Origin of the sequence: Streptomyces sp. NPDC127092, from assembly GCF_042722475.1 — a bacterium.
GTDB lineage: Bacteria > Actinomycetota > Actinomycetes > Streptomycetales > Streptomycetaceae > Streptomyces.
In genome coordinates this window covers 329,044-346,828 of the sequence record NZ_JBHXFE010000001.1, presented here as the reverse complement: position 1 = coordinate 346,828, position 17,785 = coordinate 329,044, and the positions used below count along the sequence as shown (strand labels likewise).

Sequence of the window (17,785 nt, the reverse complement as noted above, 5' to 3'; positions counted from 1 at the left end):
CGTCGGCGGCCTCAGCGGCGGGCATATTCGCGGAAGCCACGCCCCGTCTTCCGGCCCAGGCAGCCCGCGGCCACCAGGTGCTCGAGCAGCGGCGCCGGGGCCAGACCCGGGTCGCGGAACTCGCGGTGCAGCACCTTCTCGATGGCGAGCGACACGTCCAGGCCGACCACGTCCAGGAGCTCGAACGGGCCCATCGGGTAGCCGCCGCCCAGCTTCATCGCGGCGTCGATGTCGTCCAGGCTCGCGTAGTGCTCCTGGACCATCTTGATCGCGTTGTTGAGGTACGGGAAGAGCAGCGCGTTGACGATGAAGCCGGCCCGGTCGCCGCAGTCCACGCCGTGCTTCTTGATCTTCGCCGTCACCTCGCGGACGGTCGCGTGGACGTCGTCCGAGGTCAGGACGGTACGGACGATCTCCACCAGCTTCATGGCCGGCGCCGGGTTGAAGAAGTGCATCCCGATGACGTCCTGCGGGCGCGAGGTGGCCCTGGCGCACGCGACGACCGGCAGCGAGGAGGTGGTGGTGGCGAGCACCGCGCCCGGCTTGCAGATCTTGTCCAGGCGGGCGAACAGGTCCTGCTTGATCTCCAGGTCCTCGGCGACCGCCTCGACCGCCAGGTCCACCTGGGCGAAGGCGTCGAGCGAGCCGGCCGGGAGGATCCGCGCCAGCGTCTCGTCGCGGGCCTCGCCGGTCATCCGGCCCTTGTCCACGGAGCGGGCCAGGGACTTGGCGATCCGGGCCTTGGCGGTGTCGGCCTTCTCCTGCGAGCGGGCCGCCAGGACGACCTCGTAACCGGCCTTGGCGAAGACCTCGGCGATGCCGGAGGCCATGGTGCCCGAGCCGGCGACGCCGACCGAGCGGACCTCACGGCCGCCGGCGGTGGCGACCGAGTCCAGCGGGGTGAGCGCGTCGCGCACCACGGTGGCCGAGCCGGGAGCCTCGTAGGTGTAGAAGCCGCGGCCGGACTTGCGGCCGGTCAGGCCCGCCTCGCTGAGCTGCTTGAGGATCGGGGCCGGGGCGTGCAGCCGGTCCCGCGAGGAGGCGTACATCGCCTCCAGGACGGTACGGGCGGTGTCGACGCCGATCAGGTCGAGCAGCGCCAGCGGGCCCATCGGCAGGCCGCAGCCCAGCCGCATGGCCGCGTCGATGTCCTCGCGCGAGGCGTACTTGGCCTCGTACATGGCGGCGGCCTGGTTGAGATAGCCGAAGAGCAGGCCGTCGGCGACGAAACCGGGCCGGTCGCCGACCGCGACGGGCTCCTTGCCGAGATCCTGCGCGAGGCGGGTGACGGCGTCGACGGCCCGGGGGTCGGTCAGCACCGAGGAGACGACCTCGACCAGCTTCATCGCCTGGACCGGCGTGAAGAAGTGGAGTCCGAGGACACGCTCCGGGTGCGCGGAGTCGGCGGCGAGCCGGGTCACCGAGAGCGCGTTGGTGCCGGTGGCGAGGATGGTGCCGGGCCGGACGATGCCGTCCAGGGCCCGGAAGACCTCCTGCTTGGTCTCGTACGACTCGGGAACGACCTCGATCACGAGGTCGGCGTCCGCCGCGGCCTGGAGCTCGGAGTAGGTACGGAACCGGGCGAGGACGTCCTGCCGCTCCTCCTCCGTGATGCGCTCACGGGCCACCGCGCGGGCGGTGGAGGCCTCCAGGGCGGCGACGGCCCTGGCGGCCGCCGTCTCGTCGATGTCGATGCCGATGACCTCGCGGCCGGCCCGGGCCAGGACATCGGCGATGCCCGTGCCCATGGTGCCGAGACCGACGACGGCGATGGTGGAGAGAGGGGTGTCCATCAGGGGACTCCTGGGAGGAAGAGTGACGACTGAAGGCAGCGCGCGGAAAAGGGGAAGGCGCGAGGGCCCGGAGGGCGGAAGAGAGCCCGGAGGGCGTGGGAAATGAAGGAGACGGACCCTGTCCCGGAGTCACGTCGAAAACTGCCGAACCGAACGGACTCCCCAAGCCATCGGCATGGGGGTGCCCCCACGACGGCTGCGTCACCAGGCCGTCATGAGAAGTGCGGGGGGTGGCCCGCTCACCCGAGATTAACTGCCGGGTAACGAGCACGCCAGTCCTGGGAAGTTGGGAAAGTGTGATCTGGATCGCGGATAGCCTCGGATTCATGGAAATCGCCGCGGAACTTCCCGAGGATCCCGAATTCTGCTCGATGATCGATCGTTTGCGTGAAGAGATCGGGAATGCCGAAGGGGCCGTTCCCGCCGCATTCGAAGAACTCGCCGGGCCACTCGGCGCGGAGGAACTCCACCGCGTGCTCACCGCGCCCGGGCAGCCGCTCTGGGCCCGCGAGATCGCCGCCTTCCGGCTCGGCCTGGCGGGTGACCCGCGCGCCTTCGAGGCGCTCGTCCTCCTCCTCAACCACCGCGACCCGGAGCGCTGCGTCTCCGCCGCCCACGCCCTGACCCGCCTCGGCGACCCCCGCACCGCGCGGGCCGCCGAGGCGCTCGCCACCAACGAACTCCGCGTCGCCTACGCCCTGCTGCCGGTCCGCCTCCTCGCCGCCCTGCGGGCTCCGGAGAGCGTCCCGGCCCTCGTCACGGTCCTCCGCCGCAGGCTCGCGCCCGGCGACCCGCACTGGCGGGTCGGCCTGGCCTGCGTCGAGGGCCTCGGCACGCTGGGCGACCCGGCCGCCCGCGAGGTCCTGGAGGCGGCCCTGCCGCACCCGAGGTTCGGGGGAGCGGCACGGGAGGCGCTGGGGCGCCTCGGCGGCAGGCCTTAGACTGTCCGCCGGTCCTCGGGTATCAGCGCGAACGCCTCGATCTCGAGGACGAGTTCCGGCCGCACCAGGGCGGTCACCTGGACCGCCGAGCTCGCCGGGAGGGGAAGCGCGCCGAAAGCGGCGTCGCGCGCCGCGCGGACCGCGGGCAGGTGCGCCATGTCGGTGACGAAATACGTCAGCTTCACGACGTCCCCGAAGTCCGCGCCGGCGGCGGCCAGACAGCGGCCGAGGTTCGCGAACACCTGGCGGGCCTGAGCGGCCGCGTCCCCGGCGCCGACGACCGCGCCCTCCGGGTCGAGGGCGATCTGGCCGGACACGGCCACGAACCGGCCGGTGCCCCACACGACGTGGCTGTACTGCGGGCTGGGGGCGAGGCCGTCGGGGGCGGGGACATGGGTCAGGTGCGTGCTCATGGCCCACATCCTCACCCACGCCACTGACAACCCCGCCCCCGCCTGCCGCCGGCCTGGCGACGACTCCGGGGGAGTCTCAGCGCACGTGCCCGAGCATCCCGTGCAGGGTGGCGCCGGCGTCCGCGGCGGTGCCACGGGCCGCCTTGGCCGTGGCCTTGGCGGGCTCCGGCTCCGGCAGGGTCTCGCAGACCGCGTCCGCCTCCGAGCCCTCCGTGCCGCGCGGCACCTTTCCGGTGGAGAGGTAGGCGGCGAGGTGCTCGTCCATGCAGTCGTTCCCGGCGAGCGTCACGCCGTGGTTGCCGCCCCCCTCCTCGACGACCAGGCTGGAGCCGCGGACCATCCGGTGCAGTGCGACCCCGCCCTCGTACGGAGTGGCCGCGTCGTCGGTGGCCTGGAGGACGAGCACCGGCGGCAGCCGGTCGTTCGTGACGTCCGGCGGGGTCAGCGACTCGACCGGCCAGAACGCGCACGGCGCGTTGTACCAGGCGTTGTTCCAGGTGGAGAACGGTGCCTTGGCGTGGGTGTCCCAGTTGTCCTTGCGCCAGACGTTCCAGTCCCGCGGCCAGGCCGCGTCGCGGCACTGGACGCTCGCGTACACCGAGTAGCCGTTCTCGGCGGCGGTGTCCGCGGCGGCGAAGTCCTCGTAGGCCTTCACCAGCGGAGCGCCGTCCCGCTCGTTGACGTACGCCGAGAACGCGGCGGCGAGCTTCGGCCAGTAACCGTTGTAGTAGCCGCCCGGCAGGAACGTGTCCTCCAGCTCGCCGGGGCCGACCTTGCCGCTCGCGGGCCTGGTGCGCAGTTCCTCCCGCATCCCGTACCAGGCGGCCTCGACGGCGGCCGGGTCGGTCCCGAGCCGGTAGGCGTCGTCGTTGCGGGCCACCCAGGCGGCGAAGTCCTTGTGCCGGGTGTCGAAGGCGTAGTCCTGGGCGAGGTTGTCCTCGTACCAGACGCCGTGCGGGTTGACGACGGAGTCCAGGGCCATGCGCCGCACCCGCTCCGGGTGGAGCCGCGCGTACACGGCGCCGAGGTACGTGCCGTAGGAGTAGCCGAGGTAGTTGAGCCTCGGCGCGCCGAGCGCCGCGCGGATCGCGTCCATGTCGCGGGCGGTGGAGACGGTGTCGATGTACGGCAGGACGTCGGCGTACTTCTCGCCGCAGGCCCTGGCGAAGGCCTGGGCGCGCTCGACGCCCGCCCGCTCGCCGTCGGCGCTGCCGGGCACGGAGTCGGGCCGCACCGGGTCGAAGTGGCCGGGGAGGCAGTTCAGGGCGGGTTCGCTCTTGCCGACGCCGCGCGGGTCGAAGCCGATGACGTCGTACTGCGCGGCCACCTTCGCGGGCAGCGCGGCGGCGACGTAACCCGCCATGCCGCGCCCGCTGCCGCCGGGGCCGCCGGGGTTGACCAGGAGCGGGCCCTGGAAGGTCCGCGCGGTGTGCGCGACGCGGGTCAGGGCGAGCGTGATGCTCCGCCCGGCCGGGTCGTCGTGGTTCAGCGGCACCTTCAGGGTGGCGCACTGGAGCTTCGGATAGGCCTTGGTCGGACAGTCCGTCCAGGCGAGCGGGGTGACGGGGCGGGCGGCCGGCCCGGTTCCGGTCGCGGCGGTGGCCGTGGCGGTGGCGGGCAGGACGGTGACCGTCCCGGCGACCAGCGCCCCAGCGGCGATCAGCATTCCTGCGCGGGGTCTCATACGGCGTCCGTGCCCCGTGCGCGGAGCATCAGGACCGTTTCCGGCGAGAGTTGACCCGTTCGGCGGACGTGACGCGCCGTCAAGGGAGTGGCGCTCACAGGAGGGTGAGCTGCTCCGGCCCGGAGGGTTCCGGCACGCGCGCGTGGTGGTCGGGCAGGGGCGTCCCGCGGTGCGACCGCGAGGCCTCCCGCCTGCCGGGCCCTATGCCGAACTCGTCGGCGAACTCGTGCACCTGACGGGTGATCCGGCGCTGGTACCAGGTCGGCGCGTAGGCCCCACCCGCGTACATGCGCTCGTAGCGGCCGACCAGGCCGGGATGGTGGCGGCCCAGCCAGGTCATGAACCACTCACGGGCGCCGGGCCGCAGATGGAGCACGAGCGGGGTGACGGAGGTGGCGCCGGCCTCGGCGATGGCGCGCACGGTGGCGCGCAGCTGCTCGGGCCGGTCGCCGAGGAAGGGGATCACCGGGGCCATCAGGACCCCGCAGCCGATGCCGTGCCCGGCGAGGGTGCGCACGACGTCCAGGCGGCGCTCGGGGGCCGGGGTGCCGGGCTCGACCGTCCGCCACAGCTCGTGGTCGGTGAAGCCGACGGAGACGGAGACGCCGACCTCGGTGACGTCGGCGGCCTGCCGGATCAGCTCCAGGTCGCGCAGGATCAGCGTCCCCTTGGTGAGGATCGAGAACGGGTTGGCGTGGTCGCGCAGCGCCTCCAGGATGCCCGGCATGAGCCGGTAGCGCCCCTCGGCCCGCTGGTAGCAGTCGACGTTGGTGCCCATCGCGATGTGCGCGCCCTGCCAGCGCCGGGAGGCGAGCTGGGTGCGCAGCAGCTCGGGCGCGTTCACCTTGACGACGATCTGCGAGTCGAAGCCGATCCCCGTGTCGAGGTCCAGATAGCTGTGCGTCTTGCGGGCGAAGCAGTACACGCACGCGTGCGTGCAGCCGCGGTACGGGTTGACCGTCCACTCGAACGGCATGCGGGAGGCGCCGGGCACGCGGTTGACGATGGACCGGGCCCGCACCTCGTGGAACGTGATGCCGCGGAACTCGGGCGTGTCGAACGTACGGGTGGTGACCGCGTCCGTGCCGAACAGCGCGATGTCGGCGGGAGCGGCGGGGGCCGCGGGAGTGTCGGCCAGATGGTCCCAGCGCATGGACGCCTCCTCGGTGACGGGTGGTCCCAGATTAGAACACATGTTCCCTTGATCGCCGCAACCCGGATTTCGCGCCCCGGCCCCCAGGTGATTGGCTTGGGGCACATCCCCGAGATACCAAGCTGGAGGAAGTGCAATGGCGCAGGTCGAGGCCACGACGGAGCGGATCATCGCCGCCGACGCGGAGACGGTGTTCGACACCCTCGCCGACTACTCCGGGACGCGCGCGAAGCTGCTCCCCGAGCACTTCAGCGAGTACGAGGTGCGCGAGGGCGGCGACGGCGAGGGCACCCTCGTCCACTGGAAGCTCCAGGCCACCAGCAAGCGCGTCCGCGACTGCCTCCTGGAGGTCACCGAGCCCACCGACGGGCAGCTGGTCGAGAAGGACCGCAACTCCTCCATGGTCACCACCTGGACCGTCACGCCGGCCGGCGAGGGCAGGTCCAAGGCCGTCGTCAGCACCGTCTGGAACGGCGCCGGCGGCATCGGCGGCTTCTTCGAGAGGACCTTCGCCCCCAAGGGCCTCGGCCGCATCTACGACGCGGTGCTCGACAAGCTCGCCGCCGAGGTCGAGAAGTAGCCCGGGGAGACCCTCCCGCGAAGGCAGCCCGGGGAAAACCCTCCCGGGAAGTAGCCTCGGGAAACCGGAACCGGGAAGTAACGCCCGGATCCCTCACCGATTCGAGTGGTTTCCGCGCGACCTCCGCAAGAGTGCCCGGCGCACCCGGGGGTCGCGCGCCACCCGGCAAATGCCCTGATGAGCGCCCCAAGTGCGCCGCCCCCTAGGCCCGTTCGGCACCGGACGGCCCACCCTCCTCCCGTACCGCCCGACTTGCTCCCCCTTCGCGCCCAATGCGAAGAATGACGCGCGCAGACGCCGCGACGAGGGGAGCAGCACATGGGTGCGATCACGCTGGCCGAGCACACCGAGGGCGCGGCGGCCGCCGAGGGCACCGCTCCGCTCCTCGCCGGCGACCCGCCCGGCCACTCGACGCCACCTCCCAAGGAGCCCCCGGCCGCCCTCGACCCGCGCCGCGTCCGCCTCGTCTTCTGCGGCCTCATGCTCGCCCTGCTGCTCGCCGCGCTCGAGCAGATGATCGTCGCCACCGCCCTGCCGAAGATCGTCGGCGAACTCCAGGGCCTCGACCGGATGTCCTGGGCGATCACCGCCTACCTGCTCACCGCCACCATCGGCCTGCCCGTCTACGGCAAGCTCGGCGACCTCCTCGGCCGCAAGGGCGTCTTCCTCTTCGCGATCGTCGTCTTCGTCATCGGCTCCGGCCTCGCCGGCTGGTCGCGCACCATGGACCAGCTCATCGCCTTCCGCGCCCTCCAGGGCGTCGGCGCCGGCGGACTGATGATCGGCGTCCAGGCGATCATCGCCGACATCGTGCCCGCCCGCGAACGCGGGCGCTACATGGGCCTCATCGGCGCGGCGTTCGGACTCGCCTCCGTCGCCGGACCCCTGCTCGGCGGCTTCTTCACCGACCACGTCTCCTGGCGCTGGTGCTTCTACTTCAACGTGCCCTTCGGCCTCGTCACCCTCGCCGTCGTCGCCGCCGTCCTCAAGCTGCCCAAGCCCGTCACCCGCGCCCGCTTCGACGTGCTGGGCGCGCTGCTGCTCGCCGCCGCCTCCACCTGCCTGGTGCTGCTGACCAGTTGGGGCGGCACCACGTACGCGTGGGACTCCCGGGTCGTCCTCGGTCTCGGCGCGGGCGCCGCCGCGGCCGCCGTCCTCTTCCTCGTCGTCGAGCGCTTCGCGCCCGAACCCCTCGTCCCGCTGCGGCTGTTCCGCGACTCCGTCTTCACCGTCACGAGCCTGGTCGGCGCCGTCGTCGGCATCGCGCTGTTCGGCGCGGCCAGTTATCTGCCCACCTTCCTGCAGATGGTCGAGGGCGCCACCGCCACCGAGTCCGGTCTGCTGATGCTCCCGCTCATGGGCGGCATCGTCGTCGCCTCCGTCGTCTCCGGCCGGCTCATCAGCCGTACCGGCCGCTACAAGGCCTATCCGATCGCCGGCGGCGCCGTCTCCACCCTGGGCATGTGGCTCCTCTCCCGCATGGACACCGACACGCCGCGTCTCCAGCACAGCCTCTGGCAGGCCGTCCTGGGGGTCGGCATCGGCCTGGTCATGCCCGTGCTCGTGCTCGCCGTGCAGAACTCCGTGCGCCCCTCCGACCTCGGCACCGCGACCAGCGCCCACAACTACTTCCGGCAGATCGGCGGCAGCGTCGGCGCCGCGGTCTTCGGCACCCTCTTCGCCGCCCGCCTCGACGACGCCCTCGCCGAACGGCTGCCCGCCGCCGGCGCCGCGGCGCTGCCGCCCGCCGACTCCGTCACCCCGCAGACGGTCCACGCGCTGCCACCGGCCCTGCGCGACGCCTTCGTCGAGGCCTACGCCGACGCGATGCCCTGGATCTTCCTCTACCTCGTGCCGGTCCTCGCGCTCGGTCTCGTCCTCGCCTTCCTTCTCAAGGAGAAACCGCTGGTGTCCCACCACACCCCCGCCACCGAGGCCCCCGCCCCTCCCGTCCCGCACGCCCGCGCCGCGACGGCCACCGCCACCGGCCGGCCTGCCGCCCAGCCGACCGCCGGCGTCCCCGTCTGCGGCACCGTCCAGCACCACGACGGCAGCTGCGTCCCGCGCGCCGCCCTCACCCTCATCGACGTCCAGGGCCGCCAGATCGGCCGCGGCGGGAGCGGCGACGACGGGCGGTACGCGCTCAGCGTGCCGGGCCCCGGCCCGTACGTCCTGATCGCCGCCGCGGGCGGCCACCAGCCGCAGGCGGTCTCGGTCACCGTGGGGGAGCGCCCCGTCGAGCTCGACGTCGTCCTCGGCGGCGCGGGACGGCTCGCCGGCACCGTCGTCACCGCCGACGGCACACCCGTACGGGACGCGGCCGTCACCCTCACCGACGTGCGCGGCGAGGTCGTCGCCTCCACGCGCAGCGGGCGCGAGGGCGGCTACGTGATCGGCGAACTGGTCGCGGGCGAGTACACCCTGGCGGCCAGCGCCCCCGCCTTCCGGCCCGCCGCGCTCCCGGTCAGCGTGCAGTCCTCCCGCGAGACCCGCCAGGACATCGAACTGGCGGGCGGCGCGGTGCTCCGCGGCACGGTACGGGCGGGCGGCGGGCGCCCCGTCGAGGACGCCCGGGTCACCCTCCTCGACGCGGCGGGCAACGTCGTCGACACCCTCACCACGGGCACCGACGGCACCTTCCGCTTCGTGGACCTGTCCTCCGGCGAGTACACGGTGATCGCCGCCGGCTACCCGCCCATGGCCACGGTCCTCCAGCTCGCGGGCGGCGGCCGCACCGAACGCGACCTCCAGCTCGGCCACGAGGACTAGGCCGTCTCTTCCGGATCTTGGCCGGGTCCTGCCGGACAGGCCCTGAGTCCCGCGACGGGGGTCAGGAGGAGGCGGTCGCCTTGCGCAGCGCGCTGATGCACGCGCCGATCGCCTCCTGGAGGGCCTCCAGGCGCTGGAGCATGTCCTCCTCGACGACGTCCTCCTCCAGGACCTCGTCCAGGGTCAGCTCCTCGAAGACCTTCGTCGCCTTCTGCAGGCTGTTGTAGAACTTCGTCCGGCGTTCCTGGACGCGCAGCTCCGGATCCGCCTCGACGGCCCGGGCGACCATCGTCCGCACCGTGTCGTAGGCCTCGCCGGCCCACTCGCCGGCCTCCTCCGAGTCGTCCAGCTCGTCGATCAGCGACAGGTGCCGCTCGGCCTCGGCGCGCAGCTCCGCGGGCGCCGCCACCGTCTGCCCCGCGGGCGTCCTGATCTGCCCGCCCTCGGCGATCTGCCGGACGTACTCGATCCGGTCCGCGGCCTTCGCCTCCTGCGCCACCGCCTTCTTCAGGTCGCCGGTGCGGGCGATGGCCCGGGCCATCTCGGTCTGCAGCGCCGGGTCCTGCTTCATGCGGTCGAGCAGCGCGCCCCGCGCGGCCTCGGCGGTGCCCGGGTCGGCGAGGATCGCGGCGCGCAGCGCGGTCGGGTTCTCCGCCACCTCCAGCGCCTTGGTCGCCTTGATGCCCTCGGCCTCGGCGGCCGCGGTGATCGCGTGGCCCCGCACGGAGGTCGCGCTGTTGCGGGAGGAGTAGTACGACAGCCAGACGTCGGCGTCCGGCAGCTCGACGTCCTCGCCGGGCAGCAGCGCCTCGAACTGCGGCACCAGGCCGTCGTCCGCGGCCATGTCCCAGGCCTTGTAGTAGCGCATGACCCGCTCGGCGGAGCAGCCGGCGAGCTCGGCGAAGGCCTTCGCCGAGACCTTCTCGGAGCCCTCGGCCGGCTGGCCGCCGGGCCGCACGCTGCGGGCCACCTTGAGCGCGAAGGCCCAGCCTCCGGTCCGCGCGTACACCCCGAAGTCACGGGCGTCGCGCACCACGGCCTCGGCGACGGACTGCGCGGCGGGTTCGACCCACTCGCCGGTGTCGACGGGAGCGGGGATGCCGGACGGGGCGATCGAGGTGGTCACCGAGGGGTCTCCTGGGGTACGCGGGACGACGAAAACTGCGGCCGTCAGCCTATACGTACGTGATGAAAGGATTCGCCCGAATCACCGGCGTCCGTCACCGCCACCGGTCCACGCCTCCGACACTTTTCCACAGGGGTGGTGGGGGTCACGGCGCGGCGCGTACGGTGCCAGGCATGAAGATCCTCATCAGCGCCGACATGGAAGGGGCCACGGGCGTGACGTGGCCCGCCGACGTGCTGCCCGGCACCCCGCAGTGGGAGCGGTGCCGCTCGATGTTCACCTCGGACGTGAACGCGGCGGTGCTCGGCTTCTTCGACGGCGGCGCGGACGAGGTGCTCATCAACGAGGCCCACTGGTCCATGCGCAACCTGCTCCTGGAACGGCTCGACGAGCGGGCCGAGATGCTCACCGGCCGCCACAAGTCGCTCTCCATGGTCGAGGGCGTGCAGCACGGGGACGTCGACGGCATCGCCTTCGTCGGTTACCACACCGGCGCGGGCGCCGCCGGCGTCCTCGCCCACACCTATCTCGCCAACTCCATCACCGGCGTCTGGCTCGACGGGGTGCGCGCGAGCGAGGGCCTGCTCAACGCGCGTGTGGTGGCCGAGTTCGGGGTCCCCGTCATCCTCGTCACCGGCGACGACCTGACCTGCGAGGACGCCCTCGGATACGCGCCGGAGGCGCACAAGGTCGCGGTCAAGGACCACGTGTCGCGGTACGCGGCGGTGTGCCGCACACCCGCCAGGACCGCCGCCGACATCCGCGCCGCCGCCAAGGAGGCCACCGCGCTGGCCGTGCGGCACGAGCCGGTGCGGGGCGGGCCGTTCACGGTGGAGCTGGAGTTCGACGCCGAACACCTGGCCGCCGCCGCCACGGTGGTCCCCGGCGCCGAGCGGAGTGGCGAGCGGCGGGCGGCCTACACCAGCGAGACCATGTACGAGGCAATCCGCACGTTCAAGGCGGTGACCACGATCGTGTCCGCCGCCGTGGAGGAACAGTATGGCTGAGCAGCACCACGGCCCGGACGGGACGGCCCTCGACGAGGTCGTCACCTTCACCTCCGAGCTGATCCGGATCGACACCACCAACCGGGGCGGCGGCGACTGCCGCGAGCGGCCCGCCGCCGAGTACGTCGCGGAGCGGCTCGCCGACGCCGGGATCGAGCCCACCCTCCTGGAGCGCGCCCCGGGCCGCACCAACGTCGTCGCCCGCATCCCCGGCACCGACCCGACCGCCGACGCCCTCCTCGTCCACGGCCACCTCGACGTCGTGCCCGCCGAGCCCGCCGACTGGACCGTGCACCCCTTCTCCGGGGAGGTCAGCGACGGGATCGTCTGGGGCCGTGGCGCCGTCGACATGAAGAACATGGACGCGATGGTGCTCGCCGTCGTCCGGTCCTGGGCCAGGCAGGGCCTCCGGCCGCGGCGCGACATCGTCCTCGCCTACACCGCGGACGAGGAGGCCAGCGCCGAGGACGGCTCCGGCTTCCTCGCCGACCGCCACGCGGCCCTCTTCGAGGGATGCACGGAAGGCATCAGCGAGTCCGGCGCCTTCAGCTTCCACCCCGACCCGGCCACCAGGCTCTACCCGATCGCCGCCGGCGAGCGCGGCACGGCCTGGGTCAAGCTGACCGCCCGCGGCCGGGCCGGCCACGGCTCCAAGGTCAACACGGCCAACGCGGTGACCCGCCTCGCCTCGGCCGTCGCCCGCATCGGCGCCCACGAATGGCCGGTCCGGATCACCCCGACCGTGCGGGCCGCCCTCACCCGACTCGCATCGCTGTACGGCATCGACGCCGACCTCGACGCCCCCGAGTTCGACGCCGACCGGCTCCTGGAGAAGCTCGGACCGGCCGCCGCCCTCGTCGAACCCACCCTGCGCAACAGCACCAACCCGACGATGCTGGACGCCGGTTACAAGGTCAACGTCATCCCGGGACAGGCCGTCGCCTACATCGACGGACGCATGGTGCCCGGCGGCGAGGAGGAGTTCGCCGAGACCATGGACCTGCTCACCGGACCGGACGTCGACTGGGAGTTCCACCACCGCGAAGTGCCGCTGGAGGCCCCGGTCGACTCGCCGACCTTCGCCAGGCTGCGCGCGGCCGTCGAGCACTTCGACCCGGACGGACATGTCATCCCCTTCTCCATGTCCGGCGGCACCGACGCCAAGCAGTTCTCCCGCCTCGGCATCACCGGCTACGGCTTCTCGCCCCTGAGGCTCCCGCCCGGCCTCGACTACGGCGCGCTGTTCCACGGCGTCGACGAGCGGGTCCCCGTCGACGCCCTGCACTTCGGCGTCCGCGTCCTCGACCACTACCTGAGGGACGCCTGACGGCAGCCCGCCCCGCTCCACCCGTCACACCCGCACGACCCGTACAGGGGGGATCCTGATGGCACCCACGGCCACCTACGGCAGCTGGCCGTCACCCATCGGCGCCGCGCTCGCCGCCGCACACGACGGACGGCCCGAGTACGTCGGCTTCGTCGGCGACGAGGTGTGGTGGACCGCCCCGCGACCCGCCGAGGGCGGGCGGCGTGCCCTGGTGCGCCGCCGCTCCGACGGCACCGAGGAGTCGGTGCTGCCGGCCCCGTGGAACGTCCGCAGCCGCGTCATCGAGTACGGCGGACAGCCCTGGGCCGGCACGGTACGGGCCGACGGCACCCCGCTCGTCGTCTTCTGCCACCACCCCGACCAGCGGCTCTACGCCTGCGAGCCCGACGCGCCCGGCGGCCCGGCGCCGCGCCCGCTCACGCCCGTCTCGGCCACCGGCGAGGGACTGCGCTGGGCCGACCCCGTGCTGCTGCCCGAGCGCGGTGAGGTCTGGTGCGTCCTGGAGGAGTTCACCGGACCCGCCCCCACCGACGTGCGCCGCGTCATCGCCGCCGTGCCGCTCGACGGCTCCGCCGCCGACGACCGCTCGCGCGTCCGCGAACTCACCGACGACGCCCATCGGTTCGTCACCGCGCCACGCGTCTCGCCGGACGGGCGGCGGGCCGCGTGGATCGCCTGGGACCATCCGCGCATGCCCTGGGACGGCACCGAGGTCCTGCTCGCCGAGATCACCGCCGAAGGCACCTTCAAGGCCCCGCGCGTCGTCGCCGGCGGCCCCGACGAGTCCGTGCCCCAGATCGCCTGGACCGCCGACGGACACCTCCTCCACCTCGGCGACCGCACCGGCTGGTGGAACCTCTACCGCACCACCGGCGAGGACGGCGAGCCCACTGCCGCACCGGTCCCGCTCTGTCCCCGGCCCGAGGAGTTCGGCGGGCCGCTGTGGAAGATCGGCCTCGCCTGGTTCCAGCCCCTGGACAGCGGGCTCGTCGCCGTCGTCCACGGCAGGGGCACCACCGCCCTCGGCATACTCGACCCCGACAGCGGCGAACTCGTCGACGCCGCGGGACCCTGGACCGAATGGGCCGCCACCCTCGCCGTCCACGGCACCCGGATCGTCGGCGTCGCCGCGAGCCCGCGCAGCGCCTACGAAGTCGTCGAGCTGGACACCCGCACCGGCCGCGCCCGCGTCATCGGCTCCCCGCACCACGACCCGGTCGACCCCGCCTACTACCCCGAACCCCAGATCCGCACCTTCACCGGACCCGACGACCGCGAGATCCACGCCCACGTCTACCCGCCGCACAACCCCGACCGCACCCCGCCGGGCGACGAACTCCCGCCCTACGTCATCTGGGCCCACGGCGGCCCCACCGGCCACGCACCGCTCGTCCTCGACCTGGAGATCGCCTACTTCACCTCCCGGGGCATCGGCGTCGCCGAGGTCAACTACGGCGGCTCCACCGGCTACGGCCGGGAGTACCGCGAGCGACTGCGCGAGCAGTGGGGCGTGGTCGACGTCGAGGACTGCGCCGCCGTCGCCCGCGCCCTCGCCGACGAGGGCACCGCCGACCCCGCACGGCTCGCCATCCGCGGCGGCAGCGCGGGCGGCTGGACCGCCGCCGCCTCCCTCACCCACAACGACGTCTACGCCTGCGGCACCATCATCTACCCGATCCTCGACCCCACCGCCTGGGCCACCGACGAGACCCACGACTTCGAGTCGCAGTACATGCGCTCCCTCGTCGGACCGCTCGACGAGGTCCCCGCCCGCTACCGGGACCGCTCCCCGCTGGAGCACGCCGAGAAGATCACCGCGCCCTTCCTCCTGCTCCAGGGACTCGACGACGTCATCTGTCCGCCCGCCCAGGCCGAGCGGTTCCTGGCCCGCATGGCCGGGCGCGGCGTCCCGCACGCGTACCTCGCCTTCGACGGCGAAGGGCACGGCTTCCGCCGAGCCGACACCATGACCCGCGCGCTCGAAGCCGAACTCGCGCTGTACGTAAGGACCTTCGGCATCGACCGGGCCGACGTCGCCGAACTGGAGGTCAGGTCATGACCCACGGACTTCCGCCCCAGGGACTTCCACCCCACGGACTTGTCCGGCCGCCCCGGCTGCGGCCCGGCGCCCGCGTCGCCGTCGTCGCGCCCAGCGGACCCGTACCGGAGGACCGCCTCCAGGCAGGGCTCGACATCCTGCGCGGCTGGGACCTCGACCCGGTCGTGGCCCCGCACGTCCTCGACACCCATCCCGCCATCGCCCACCTGGCCGGCACCGACGCCGACCGGGCCCGCGACCTCACCGAGGCCTGGTGCGACCCGGACGTCTCCGCGGTGCTGTGTGCCCGCGGCGGCTACGGCGCCCAGCGCATGGTGGACCTGCTCGACTGGACCGCGATACGGGCCGCCGGCCCCAAGGTGCTCGTCGGCTACAGCGACGTCACCGCCCTCCACGAGGCCTTCGCCGTCCGCCTCGGTCTCGCCACCCTGCACGGCCCCATGGTCGCCGCCGCGGCCTTCCTCAAGGACGCCCGCACCCAGGAGTCCCTGCGGGCCACCCTCTTCGAGCCCGAGTCGGTCCGCACCCTCGTCCTGGACACCGCCACCGCCCTGGCACCGGGCCGCGCCCACGGCGTCACCCTCGGCGGCTGCCTCGCCCTGCTCGCCGCCGACATCGGCACCCCGCACGCCCGGCCCTCCGCGCGAGGCGGGCTGCTCCTCCTGGAGGACGTGGGCGAGGAGCCGTACCGCCTGGACCGGATGCTCACCCAACTGCTGCGCTCCGGATGGCTGGACGGCGTCGCCGGAATCGGCCTCGGCTCCTGGGAGGAGTGCGGGCCCTACGACGAGGTCCGCGCGGTGCTCGCCGACCGCCTGGGCGGCCTCGGCGTCCCGGTCCTCGAGAACATGGGCTTCGGCCACCACGAGAGCGCGCCGACCGTGCCGCTGGGGATACCGGCGGTGCTCGACGCGTCCGCCGGGACGCTCACCCTGGACGTGCCGGCACTGACCTGAGTCCGGGCGGGGCGGACGGCCCTGCCCCGCCGCCAGGCGCACCGACCGGGCGGAGGCACCTTCACTGAATCTCCGTCAACAACGTTCGTCCTGCGCGTTGACGGCTCTCTGACACGTGTCACACCATGAGCGCGCCCGTACCTACCAGTAGGTAGGTCGTTCGCGCGTCCTCGGTGTGGAGGTCTCCGTGTCCCGTACCCGTGCCCGTGCCCTGCTCAGAACCGGTGGATCCCGTAGATCCCGCAAGGTCCTCGCGCTCGCGGCCGGGGCCGCGCTCGCGGCGCCGCTCGCCTTCGCCGCACCCGCGCAGGGCGCCGAACCCGCCCCGTACACCGTCACCCCGCTCCGCTTCACCGTCCAGGCGGGCGGCAGGACCTGCGCCGTCGACGCCGACCTCTACCGCCCGGCCGGAGTGGACGCCGGCCACCCGGCGCCCGCCGTCCTCGCCACCAACGGCTTCGGCGGCAGCAAGAACGACGGCTCCACCGACGCCATCGGCAGGGCCGTCGCCGCCCGCGGCTACGTCGGACTCGTCTACTCCGGGCTCGGCTTCGGCGGGAGCGGCTGCCTGATCTCCCTCGACGACCCGCGGATCGACGGCCAGGCCGCGGCCCGGCTCGTCGACTTCCTCGCCGGCACCCGCGCCGCCGACGACGGCACCCGCGCCGACTTCGTCATCAGCGACGGCGCCGGCGACCCCCGGGTCGGCATGATCGGCGGCTCCTACGGCGGAGCCATCCAGCTCGCCACCGCCGCCACGGATCCCCGCCTGGACGCCCTCGTCCCTTTGATCACCTGGAACGACCTCGCCTACTCCCTCGCCCCGAACAGCGCCGACCGCGCCACGTCCGGCGTCTTCAAATGGCAGTGGGCGAACGGCTTCTACCTGATGGGGGAGGGGCAGCCGCTGCTCGTGCCCTCCCTCGACCCCAGCCGCATCAACTCGCTCAGCTGTCTGCACTTCGTCACCGACGCCTGCGACACCGTCCGGCTGCTCAACTCCGGCCGCTACCCCCAGGCCGGCACCGAGCAGATGCTCGCCTACGCCCGCAGCGTCTCGCCCGTCTCCTACCTCGACCGGGTCACGGCACCCACCCTCGTCGTCCAGGGCCAGTCCGACAGCCTGTTCAACCTCAACGAGGCCACGGACACCTACCGGCGGCTCCAGACCCAGGGCACCGAGACCAAGATGATCTGGCAGTCCTGGGGCCACAGCGGCGGCTCCGTCTCGGGCGAACTGGACCTGGGCGGCGGCGACCTGGAGGCGAGCTACGTCGGCCGCCGCGTCCTCGCCTGGTTCGACCGGCACCTGCGCGGCGACACGACGGCCGACACCGGCCCCGAGTTCGCCTACTACCGCTCGTGGCAGAGCGGCTACGGCACCGCCGACACCCTTCCCGAGCAGCACCGGAAGCTCTACCTGTCCGGCGACGGCAAACTCGTCGACAACCGCAGCAAGGTCGCCCGCGGCAGCCGCTCCTACGCCAACTGGCTCGTCCCCACGAGCCATTCGAGCAGCTCGCTCGCCGGCCTGATCGGCCTGCCCGACCCCCAGCCGTACGACACCGCCGGCACCTACGCCGCCTGGACCAGCGGCCCGCTGAACGAGCCGGTCGACGTCGTCGGCGCGCCGAAGGCCCGGCTGCGGGTGGAGTCCCCCCGCACCGAGGCCGTCCAGGACTCCGGTGACGCCGCCGACAAGCTGGTCCTCTTCGCCAAGGTCTACGACGTCGCACCGGACGGCACGAAGACCCTGGTCAACCGGCTCGTCGCACCGGTGCGGGTGCCCGACGTCACCCGGCCGTTCACGGTCGAGCTGCCCGGCATCGTGCACCGGTTCGAGACCGGCCACCGGTTCCAGCTCGTCATCGCCGGCAGCGACACCGCGTACTTCGGCAACCGCGGCATCAAGCCGGTGACCGTCACCAGCGCCCCCGAGGACACGGGGACGCTGGAGCTGCCCGTCGTGGACTGACG

Annotated in this window: 14 protein-coding genes; 8 read left to right on the top strand and 6 right to left on the bottom strand. The window is 73.1% G+C overall.

What is annotated here, in order from left to right; translation table 11 throughout:
- Positions 1 to 11 precede the first annotated feature (11 nt).
- Together ACFWJO_RS01450 and ACFWJO_RS01445 are read right to left on the bottom strand one after the other, a co-directional pair.
- Entirely contained in the window at positions 12 to 1,793 is a 1,782-nt protein-coding gene (locus ACFWJO_RS01450) for a 3-hydroxyacyl-CoA dehydrogenase family protein (RefSeq protein WP_386862777.1), read from the bottom strand.
- A 239-nt stretch (positions 1,794 to 2,032) separates the two neighbouring features.
- On the bottom strand, positions 2,033 to 2,263 hold the full coding sequence (locus tag ACFWJO_RS01445; RefSeq protein WP_386862852.1) for a hypothetical protein: 231 nt from the start codon (positions 2,261 to 2,263) through the stop codon (positions 2,033 to 2,035).
- Between ACFWJO_RS01445 and ACFWJO_RS01440 the strand changes: the two genes are divergently transcribed.
- On the top strand, positions 2,165 to 2,734 hold the full coding sequence (locus ACFWJO_RS01440; RefSeq protein ID WP_386862849.1) for a HEAT repeat domain-containing protein: 570 nt from the start codon (positions 2,165 to 2,167) through the stop codon (positions 2,732 to 2,734). The genes ACFWJO_RS01445 and ACFWJO_RS01440 overlap by 99 nt on opposite strands.
- On the opposite strand, the gene ACFWJO_RS01435 is transcribed toward ACFWJO_RS01440, so the two are convergent.
- The 3 genes from ACFWJO_RS01435 to ACFWJO_RS01425 all read right to left on the bottom strand — a co-directional run bounded on the left by ACFWJO_RS01435 (position 2,731) and on the right by ACFWJO_RS01425 (position 5,984).
- The gene (locus tag ACFWJO_RS01435) at positions 2,731 to 3,147 is read right to left on the bottom strand and encodes a RidA family protein (protein WP_386862776.1); all 417 of its coding nucleotides are present in this window, start codon (positions 3,145 to 3,147) and stop codon (positions 2,731 to 2,733) included. The genes ACFWJO_RS01440 and ACFWJO_RS01435 overlap by 4 nt on opposite strands.
- A gap of 76 nt (positions 3,148 to 3,223) precedes the next feature.
- On the bottom strand, positions 3,224 to 4,831 hold the full coding sequence (locus tag ACFWJO_RS01430) for an alpha/beta hydrolase (protein ID WP_386862775.1): 1,608 nt from the start codon (positions 4,829 to 4,831) through the stop codon (positions 3,224 to 3,226).
- 94 nt (positions 4,832 to 4,925) lie between these two features.
- A complete protein-coding gene (locus ACFWJO_RS01425; RefSeq protein WP_386862774.1) occupies positions 4,926 to 5,984 on the bottom strand; it encodes an Rv2578c family radical SAM protein in 1,059 nt (352 codons plus the stop codon).
- A gap of 136 nt (positions 5,985 to 6,120) precedes the next feature.
- On the opposite strand from ACFWJO_RS01425, the gene ACFWJO_RS01420 reads away from it, so the two are divergent.
- Both ACFWJO_RS01420 and ACFWJO_RS01415 read left to right on the top strand, forming a co-directional pair.
- A complete protein-coding gene (locus ACFWJO_RS01420) occupies positions 6,121 to 6,564 on the top strand; it encodes an SRPBCC family protein (RefSeq protein ID WP_384412163.1) in 444 nt (147 codons plus the stop codon).
- Between the two features lie 318 nt (positions 6,565 to 6,882).
- Positions 6,883 to 9,333 carry an MFS transporter gene (locus ACFWJO_RS01415; protein ID WP_386862773.1) on the top strand — a complete coding sequence of 817 codons (2,451 nt, stop codon included), beginning with the start codon at positions 6,883 to 6,885 and terminating at the stop codon, positions 9,331 to 9,333.
- Between the two features lie 61 nt (positions 9,334 to 9,394).
- Here ACFWJO_RS01415 and ACFWJO_RS01410 read toward each other — a convergent pair whose 3' ends face one another.
- Positions 9,395 to 10,459, bottom strand: coding sequence for a hypothetical protein (locus ACFWJO_RS01410; RefSeq protein WP_384412167.1), 1,065 nt, complete (start codon positions 10,457 to 10,459; stop codon positions 9,395 to 9,397).
- A 173-nt stretch (positions 10,460 to 10,632) separates the two neighbouring features.
- On the opposite strand from ACFWJO_RS01410, the gene ACFWJO_RS01405 reads away from it, so the two are divergent.
- From ACFWJO_RS01405 to ACFWJO_RS01385, 5 genes are all read left to right on the top strand, one after another.
- A complete protein-coding gene (locus tag ACFWJO_RS01405; RefSeq protein WP_386862772.1) occupies positions 10,633 to 11,466 on the top strand; it encodes a M55 family metallopeptidase in 834 nt (277 codons plus the stop codon).
- Entirely contained in the window at positions 11,459 to 12,793 is a 1,335-nt protein-coding gene (locus ACFWJO_RS01400) for a M20/M25/M40 family metallo-hydrolase (protein WP_386862771.1), read from the top strand. The genes ACFWJO_RS01405 and ACFWJO_RS01400 overlap by 8 nt, the downstream gene beginning before the upstream one ends.
- A gap of 58 nt (positions 12,794 to 12,851) precedes the next feature.
- Positions 12,852 to 14,852 carry an LpqB family beta-propeller domain-containing protein gene (locus ACFWJO_RS01395; protein ID WP_386862770.1) on the top strand — a complete coding sequence of 667 codons (2,001 nt, stop codon included), beginning with the start codon at positions 12,852 to 12,854 and terminating at the stop codon, positions 14,850 to 14,852.
- A complete protein-coding gene (locus ACFWJO_RS01390) occupies positions 14,849 to 15,808 on the top strand; it encodes an LD-carboxypeptidase (RefSeq protein ID WP_386862769.1) in 960 nt (319 codons plus the stop codon). Before ACFWJO_RS01395 ends, ACFWJO_RS01390 begins: the two co-directional genes overlap by 4 nt.
- A 211-nt stretch (positions 15,809 to 16,019) precedes the next feature.
- On the top strand, positions 16,020 to 17,783 hold the full coding sequence (locus ACFWJO_RS01385; protein ID WP_386862848.1) for a CocE/NonD family hydrolase: 1,764 nt from the start codon (positions 16,020 to 16,022) through the stop codon (positions 17,781 to 17,783).
- Positions 17,784 to 17,785: the final 2 nt, after the last annotated feature.